General features: G+C 51.7%; 9 protein-coding genes and 1 pseudogene. 1 reads left to right on the top strand and 9 read right to left on the bottom strand.

Features of this window, described 5'->3' with window-relative positions; translation table 11 throughout:
* From HMPREF9163_RS06925 to HMPREF9163_RS06885, 9 genes and pseudogenes are all read right to left on the bottom strand, one after another.
* Nucleotides 1–311, bottom strand: a pseudogene (locus tag HMPREF9163_RS06925) (terminase); the annotation flags it as partial.
* 236 nt (nt 312–547) lie between these two features.
* Nucleotides 548–904, bottom strand: coding sequence for an HNH endonuclease (locus HMPREF9163_RS11765; RefSeq protein WP_037346500.1), 357 nt, complete (start codon nt 902–904; stop codon nt 548–550).
* Between the two features lie 146 nt (nt 905–1,050).
* Nucleotides 1,051–1,467, bottom strand: a complete 417-nt coding sequence (locus HMPREF9163_RS06915) for a hypothetical protein (protein WP_009441021.1) — start codon at nt 1,465–1,467, stop codon at nt 1,051–1,053.
* On the bottom strand, nt 1,464–1,676 hold the full coding sequence (locus tag HMPREF9163_RS06910) for a hypothetical protein (protein WP_037346505.1): 213 nt from the start codon (nt 1,674–1,676) through the stop codon (nt 1,464–1,466). Before HMPREF9163_RS06910 ends, HMPREF9163_RS06915 begins: the two co-directional genes overlap by 4 nt.
* On the bottom strand, nt 1,666–3,030 hold the full coding sequence (locus tag HMPREF9163_RS06905; protein WP_009441019.1) for a DEAD/DEAH box helicase: 1,365 nt from the start codon (nt 3,028–3,030) through the stop codon (nt 1,666–1,668). The genes HMPREF9163_RS06910 and HMPREF9163_RS06905 overlap by 11 nt, the downstream gene beginning before the upstream one ends.
* Nucleotides 3,020–3,292: a VRR-NUC domain-containing protein gene (locus HMPREF9163_RS06900; RefSeq protein ID WP_009441018.1), complete on the bottom strand. Its 273-nt coding sequence runs from the start codon at nt 3,290–3,292 to the stop codon at nt 3,020–3,022. The genes HMPREF9163_RS06905 and HMPREF9163_RS06900 overlap by 11 nt, the downstream gene beginning before the upstream one ends.
* Before the next feature lie 236 nt (nt 3,293–3,528).
* On the bottom strand, nt 3,529–5,814 hold the full coding sequence (locus HMPREF9163_RS06895; RefSeq protein WP_009441017.1) for a phage/plasmid primase, P4 family: 2,286 nt from the start codon (nt 5,812–5,814) through the stop codon (nt 3,529–3,531).
* Complete coding sequence (locus HMPREF9163_RS06890; RefSeq protein WP_009441016.1) at nt 5,805–6,212, bottom strand: DUF4406 domain-containing protein; 408 nt, start codon at nt 6,210–6,212, stop codon at nt 5,805–5,807. Before HMPREF9163_RS06890 ends, HMPREF9163_RS06895 begins: the two co-directional genes overlap by 10 nt.
* Before the next feature lie 83 nt (nt 6,213–6,295).
* A complete protein-coding gene (locus HMPREF9163_RS06885; RefSeq protein ID WP_009441015.1) occupies nt 6,296–6,976 on the bottom strand; it encodes an ORF6N domain-containing protein in 681 nt (226 codons plus the stop codon).
* Nucleotides 6,977–7,132: 156 nt separating this feature from the next.
* Here HMPREF9163_RS06885 and HMPREF9163_RS06880 point away from each other — a divergent pair, with 156 nt between their 5' ends.
* Nucleotides 7,133–7,546, top strand: coding sequence for a peptide deformylase (locus HMPREF9163_RS06880; RefSeq protein ID WP_037346503.1), 414 nt, complete (start codon nt 7,133–7,135; stop codon nt 7,544–7,546).
* The last annotated feature ends 102 nt before the right edge of the window (nt 7,547–7,648 follow it).

Below are 7,648 nucleotides of genomic sequence, written 5' to 3'. Positions count from 1 at the left end.
ATCCAACGTGCCGCACTCACGGCATATCGCTCCAGGAGAGCAGGAGATACCAGTTCCGCACATCCACGCCGCTTGAGCCACGCCCACGCTTCTTCGTAGAGTTCACGTGCCGAAAGCGTGGAGCCGTCACGCTGCGTAGCCGATAAAAACTCCTTGGGAGGCGGCATATCCACGCCCTCCGGCTCTGTGGCGATTTGCTCAAAGTCCAAGACCTTCAGCTTGCGCTTGCCAGGATTGCCCTCGGTCACTTTCTCCGCCAAGGATTTTCTTGGTCTTCCTCCCGTGCCGGGCTGCGGTCCTCTAAGCCCCATACGTTTCCCCCCTTAAAACTTTTCAAAACTTTTTTGAGCATAAGTTTCAGCATTTACGCTGTTTTATCGAGCGGTTCAAATACTGTCGACCCCCGCTGTGCGTGGCTTCCCGCCGAGAATCGTGTCAGTAAAACTTATCTCTCTAACTGGCCTAAAAGTTATGCGAATTTTTCTGTACGCCCCCTCCCCGGTCCAGTAACGGCGCGGTTTTAGAGATTTGACTGCCCCCTGGGGGTCTAGCGGTCGCCACTGCCACGTTGGTGAATCCGCTCATGGCACGATACGCAGAGCGACATCAAATTGCTCTCATCATGTGTGCCTCCCTCAGAAATCGGTCGGATATGATGCACGAGTGTCGCAAGGACGTATCTCCCCTGTTCTTTGCATTGCTCGCAGAGCGGATGCCCTGCCAAGTGACGGTCACGAATCCTGCGCCATACGCTGCCATACCTCTCGTGCTGATCGTACCCACGCGTGAAGCGGTCATAATGCCGCTGCATCGTTTTCTCGTGCATCTCGCAGTAACAGCTTTTTCTGTCTGTGAGATTCGGGCAGCCCGTCATGCGGCAAGGTCGCTTCGGTTTTTTCGGCATCGCACACCTCCATTGCGGCATGAAAAAACCTCCGCCGGGATTGCTCCCATTGGAGGTCGAGCCTTTAAGCATACTTTTCATGACACCATTTTACCATGTCAACACCGGAACTCAAGAGAATTATAGTGAAGTCTTTTTACGTGATTTCATTTCCCTGCAAGAATCTTATCCACAGCAGTGAGTGCTTTGGAATGGAGAATATGCACCCAGCGGGAAGTATAGTGCATCTCGCCCGCAATTTCGTCCCACGACATAAAGCTGAGATACCGAAGCTCCAACAGCATGAGGGCATTCGCGTCCTGTACTTTGCTGATGGTCGCCATAACCTCACGTTTCAAGTCTACCAAACGGTCGATGTCATTGTTGATCTCATTCTCCAAGTCGACAATCTTGTCGATGGTATCCGCCAAGCGATGGACATTTCTCGTGCCGCTGACAGGCTCCGTTCCCATTGTGGATGTGGCTCTAGTGGCAAGATCACGCAAGGAGTCCACTTGACGGAGTTTGCTGTTGACCCGTTGGTCAATTCGGTACGCCTGACTGAGATATTCTTTCGCTGTCACACAAATTCCCCCTCTAGCTTTTCAAGCAGCCATTCTCCATCTATACTCGTCAACTGACCAAACCATGCGGAATGAAAGAACCGCTCCGTGTCGCTGCGCATCGCTGCCGCCTCGACATTCTCTGCCGCTTTGCGAAGAACCGTCCGCGCCCAGCGATAATCCTTTGTCGCCTGTTCGATGATTGCATTGGCAAGAACCTCACAGTTCATCATGGGAAGCCACCTCCAGATTCGCTTTGACGGCATCAATCAGAGCCGTCTGAGTCTTGTCCTTTCGTTCAAGTGCCTGCATAACATTCTCATCAATCGTCCCTGCCGTGATGATATGGTGGATAACCACAGTCCCCGTCTGTCCCTGCCGATAGAGACGCGCATTGGTCTGTTGGTAGAGTTCCAAACTCCACGTCAGACCAAACCAGATGAGCGTCGAACCGCCGAACTGAAGGTTGAGTCCATGTCCCGCACTCGCTGGATGAATCACGGCGATTGGGATTTTGCCCGTATTCCAGTCCGCAATATCTGCACTCGACCGAATCTCTCGAACAGGAATCCACGCCTTGATCCTCTCAAGATCATGCCGATACCAGTACGCAACGAGTACGGGCTTTCCATTCGCACTCTCGACAAGATCTTCGAGTGCATCCAGTTTGCGGTCATGCAGGTGGACGGATTTCCCGTCCTCCGTATAGACGGCTCCGTTTGCCATCTGGAGGAGTTTCCCGGAAAGTGCCGCCGCACTGACGGCATCAACCTCCGTACCACCAAGGGCAACCACCATGTCCCGCTTCATCCGGTCATAGAGTTCCCGCTCACGCTCATCCATAGCAACACATACGCTATTTGAGATGAGCTGCGGCATTTTGAGATAATCCTTGGAACGCATGGAGATGGTAATGTCCTCAATCCGGCGGTAGATTTCATCCTCCGCACCCTCGCGCGGCTTGTAGCTGAACACCATCTGTTGATTCCGTTTGTCGGGAAGGAAGAAGTCATTGCGGTAATGGGAGATGAATTTGCCGAGCCGTTTGCCCATATCCAGAAGGCGAAACTCAGCCCAGAGATCCATTAGCCCATTTGCCGACGGTGTTCCCGTCAGCCCCACAATTCGCTTGACCGAGGGACGCAGCTTCAGGAGAGAGCGGAATCTTTTTGCCTGATGAGATTTGAACGATGAGAGTTCATCTATGACGATCATATCAAAATCCAACACCGCGCCGCTCTCTTCGATCAGCCACTTTACATTTTCCCGATTGATAATATATACATCCGCACGCCGCATGAGTGCTGCCGTCCGTTCCCTCGGTGTTCCCATAACCATAGAGGCGCGGATGTTTCTCGTATGCTCCCACTTTATGATCTCCGACGGCCATGTATCCCGTGCTACGCGCAGCGGAGCGATAACGAGTACCTTGCCGATCTCAAAGAAGTCATGCAGCAGTTCCTCGATTGCCGTAAGAGTAACGACGGTCTTGCCAAGCCCACAATCCAAGAAAACTGCGGCTTCCTTGTGATGAAGGATAAAGTCCTTGGCGTATGTCTGGTAGAAATGCGGTTTATAGCGCATTGATAATTCCTCCGATTTCTTCTTTTCCATCGACCACATAGACTTTGAATCCGAGCGCACGCAGCTGCTCGATACGCCGCACCTGCAAGGGGTGCGGCTTCCTGCCCGGTGCCTTAAGTTCCATAAAGCACATCTTGCCGCCCGGCATGAGCACAAGTCGATCCGGTACACCTGCACATCCCGGAGATATGAACTTCAATGCAAGCCCGCCGTGCGATTTTATGTATAACCTAGTGAATTTCTCCAAATCTGATTCACGCATTGAGATTCCTCGCTTTTCCAATTTCGTGTGATAGTGGTGTGTGTCACCGCCTATACTATATATATAATATATATTTATATATCCTATCCTCTTCACTCTTTTCTCTTTCCCTCTATATAAAGGGTATAAGAAGTATCACTTCTGTCACCAAAGGCCTATGTCCCCAGAAATAACAGGGGCGGAGTACGGTGACACCCTTGTGGGGTTTTACTCACCGAACTGCCACAACCTGCACCTTAATCTTTCAAGAAATCATCTTCGGGTGAACTCCAGAAGCCTGTATATTCCTGAAGTGCTTCCGGGGTCAGCAGGAGATCCCGATAGACATTTCCATAACTTCGCCGTATGGTCATTGAGCTGAAATCGGTCTTGTAATACCGAGCCAGTGTGGTTCTGAACTCCCGTGCGGTCTTTGCAAAGCCGTTGTTGTTGTCCCTGCACCATGCCTGATAGATGCGGTAGACCTTGCCCGTTGTGACCTCGCCGCACTTTGCTCCCTCGGGGCGTTTCATCATGCACTCTGCATGGAAGGCAAGTACGGAGTTGTTCTCGACCATATATTCCTCTCTTGCCGACAGAACCGACTGCGGCTCCGTGAATCGGTAGCCGTTTTGGATGACCGCACGCAGCGCGTGGATGGCTTTGCGGACGATCCCGTCACGCTCGGCATAGAGTTTTTCTCCGAGAAGCCTGTCTTGCTTTTCAAGCGGAATGGCATTCTTGCAGTGTACCTGCATGATACGGTCATGCACCCACTGCCCGTCATCGCCCCCAAACCTCGGCAACTGATTCATGCAGAACCAGAACAGCCCGTTGAAGGTGAACTCAAATCCGTTCTGTCCCTTGAATTCCGCGAAGATGCTGTCCCCGCCCGTGCATTTCTTGAAGGTCTTGAGTTCATCCACGGTGATGAAACTCATGTCTGAGCTGCCCGCAAGCCGCATTCCGTAGATCAGCCCTGTGCCGAATCGCGCCTCAATCTCACGAAGATCAATGCCGACATAGTTCCCCCTGCCAAGCAGCTGCTCCACCAGACATTTGAGACGGGATTTTCCCGTGTCCCCCGCACCGTACATAAAGAGAGCTTTTTTCATACGCCATCCTTTGACGTTGGACAGACACGCACCGATGAACTCAAGCAACAGTCGCTCAATCTCGGTGTCGCCATCTGTGAGTGTCTGCATGAATGCATCGAACACAGGTGTCGCAATCTCTTCACACGCCCACTCGCACGGAATCTGTATGGTGGATAACAGGTCGGAAGCATGTTCGGTCAGTTCCATCGTGGAGAGATGGAGAATCCCGTTCTGGAAGTTGATGATGTCCTCATCTGCATTGAGGTCGGAGTCCTTGATGTAGTTCAGATCCGTTGTGAGGATGCGAAATGTCTCATCCACCTTTCGCATCTCAATCATCTCCGAATCGTAGGATGCAATGCAGTTCTTGATGAGACCTTTCAGCATATCGTCCGCATAGAGACGGTACACTCCGCCCTCGTAAACATACCGCAGGACACCATGCCGCGCACTGTCGCGGACAAAGATGTAGTGCAGGTTCTGCCGAATGTAATCTGCAAGTGCCGGACAGCTGATGACAGGATTTCCCTTTGCATTGAAGTGAATGAAATCCGGATGCTCCATCGCCGCTGCATGGAACACCCCATGACACGCTTCTACGCCCGTGCGAATGGTCGCTGCCTTGTAATCCGCACGCTCCCATTTCTTGCGGTAGAGTGCGGACTTACGAAAGACGGCATCAATCATCTCCGCATCGTCCCCCGTTCGAAAGGCAATCAGGGCGCAAAGCGCGGCATCCGCTTCCGATGCGCTGCCGTACTCAGAAATGTCGCCGCGATCAAAGAGACGCTGAAACTTCCCGCCGTTCTTTGCCTTCCGCAGGGCACATACAATGTCGAACACAGCGCGGTCGCCATCTTCCTTCGGACGATAGTTCACGGGCTGTTTGCGCAGCATATCCTTCTGCAATGTGGTCAACACGGCTTCTGTCCCGTCGGCAAACGGTACGTCGTGCAACACATCTCCCGTGAAGACGGCAAATCGATTGGTCAGTCCGCCGACGTAGAGTTCCATTTTGTTGTGCGGATTTTTGACATAAAATTTCGGGTCGAGCTTCTCCTTGCCGTCTGCGTCCTTCTTTTTCGGAATACGATCATAGTCGCAGCAACCGTAAAGATGAATGCCATTGCCGCTGACAGATTTCTCGGCATAAGTGTCATGTCTGCGAATCTGCAGCTGCGCCAGTGCATCGGCTTCGTCTCTGTGGTCGATGTCCAAGAAATACATTCCCTTCGGAATGATGAAGCCGACACCGCCGAACGACTTCTCCTCTGCTGCCTTCTGCGCTTCCTCAAACGTCACCCAACTCGCACGAAACGCATGATTCACGCCGGTAATACCGCCGTCTGCACCACAGGGCTTCTTCGTGGACTTTCCATCCTTTTGGACATACTTCCAACAGACCCAGATTTTCTCTTCCTTGAGTTCGTCGACGGTCATCCCCATACGACCTCCTCGCATTTCGTGTTGAAATACCGTATCGGGATGCAAAGAGAACGCGCCTTGGCGATCTCTGCCTCCATCCCTTCGGTGATTTCCGTGCCGAATGCCCAGAGTTCCATGCACTTGCGCAGAAGAATAAAATTCATGCGAATCGCAAGAGCACGATCCTGCTCCTCGGACATGAACTGCGGGAACAGCAGATGAGGTGCCAGAGGAATGCACCTACGCCGAACGGCGAAGCGGCAATACTCTCGCGCCCGCATGATATTGACGCGCGGATTGTTGCGATATGCCGAACAGATGTAGATGATCGGAAAAGATGCATTCATCTCCCTCTCGAGAGTCCTCATCGCTGCTCCTGCCGTTGGGTCCGGGTAGTGTGATTCATTGAAATGCTTCATGATACTACGCTCCCTGCCTACTTAGACGTTTGCTCAAAACTGAGCGAACGTCCGTACAAACTGCTCAATGCGTCCACGAAACATTACCTCCTGAAAACCTCCTGCAGCACATCCACATGATAGGTATTCACCATGCCGTACTTGGCATCGTACTCCTTGCCGATGTGATAGCCCTGCTTTCTGGACATTGCCGACGCTCTGCGCCCAAGCCCGGCGGCAACATCACGACTCACGCCACGGATTCCCATAAGGTTTGCATAGCCGATGATGGTGTAGTGGTGCTGGTCGATGGTCATCTGCTTGGATTCCACATCGAGAAGCCGCTTGTCAACCTTGTCAATGCGGGCATTGGCGGCTTTAATCGCCTTTGCCTGCTCCACCAGACGCTGCGCGCTGTACAGAAGAAATTCCTCGGGCGTCATGTTCCTCATGGGGTTGAAATAGCTCTCTTCCAGCTCCTCAAAGACATCCCATGCACGATTCGTTCCGAGCATCTTGCAATGGCGCGCCGCACCTCGTTTCGTCCAGAGATAAATTGTGGATGCAAACTTGCTCACAGGCAGGTCGAAATTTTCGACTTGCCTCTTGAATCCCTTGAGATCAGCACCTTCGAGCCGGAAGTAATGTTTTCCCTCCGCAAACCGATCTTTGTTGTTGTTGAAATTCTGTTTGATGTGTTGGACATCACAGCCATACGCCTCGGCAAGCTGTTCCGTGGTCATGACTCGGATGCCGCTGTGTTCCAAAATCTGCAAATCTTTCATGGCAAATTCCTCCAATACGCTGTAAATACTCCGATGACGGGGAAAAGTCGTCCCCTTCTCAAAAGACAGCGGACAGAAAGAGGCATATTGGTCACCCGTTGCAGGAAAATTTATTTGTTCAATCGAATATTTCTAAAGCAAAGGAGGATAAGGCAGATAGTACGATCTATCGTCAAGGATGCAATGTTTCTCGGGCAGCCATCCGAGGAGGCCGTGAAATCCGACCTCCCGATTGCCAACGACCTGCTCGATACGCTCAAAGCACATGTCGGACACTGCGTCGGACTTGCCGCCAACATGATTGGCGAAAAGAAGCGCATCATTGCCGTATGCGTGGGTAAATCTCATCTCGTCATGCTGAATCCGGAGATTGTAAAAGCATCCTCCGAGCAATACGAGGCAGAGGAAGGATGTCTCTCCCTACCCGGACAGAGAAAAACAATGCGGCATGAATGGGTCGAAGTCACATACCGCGACATAAAATTTCGCAAACAGCAAAACAAGTTCTCCGGCTTTACGGCACAGATTATTCAACATGAGATAGATCACTGCAACGGGGTCTTGATATGAAAACCTCGGACTGCGTTCATGTGCATCCCGAGGTTTTTAAGGGTCATTCATATTTTATTGACTTTCTTGCTTGTTTATTTATATAATACAAGCAAGAAAGTT

The sequence above is a fragment of the Selenomonas sp. oral taxon 138 str. F0429 genome, from assembly GCF_000318175.2.
Classification (GTDB): Bacteria; Bacillota; Negativicutes; order Selenomonadales; family Selenomonadaceae; genus Centipeda; species Centipeda timonae.
This window is presented reverse-complemented; position numbering and strand designations above follow the sequence as displayed.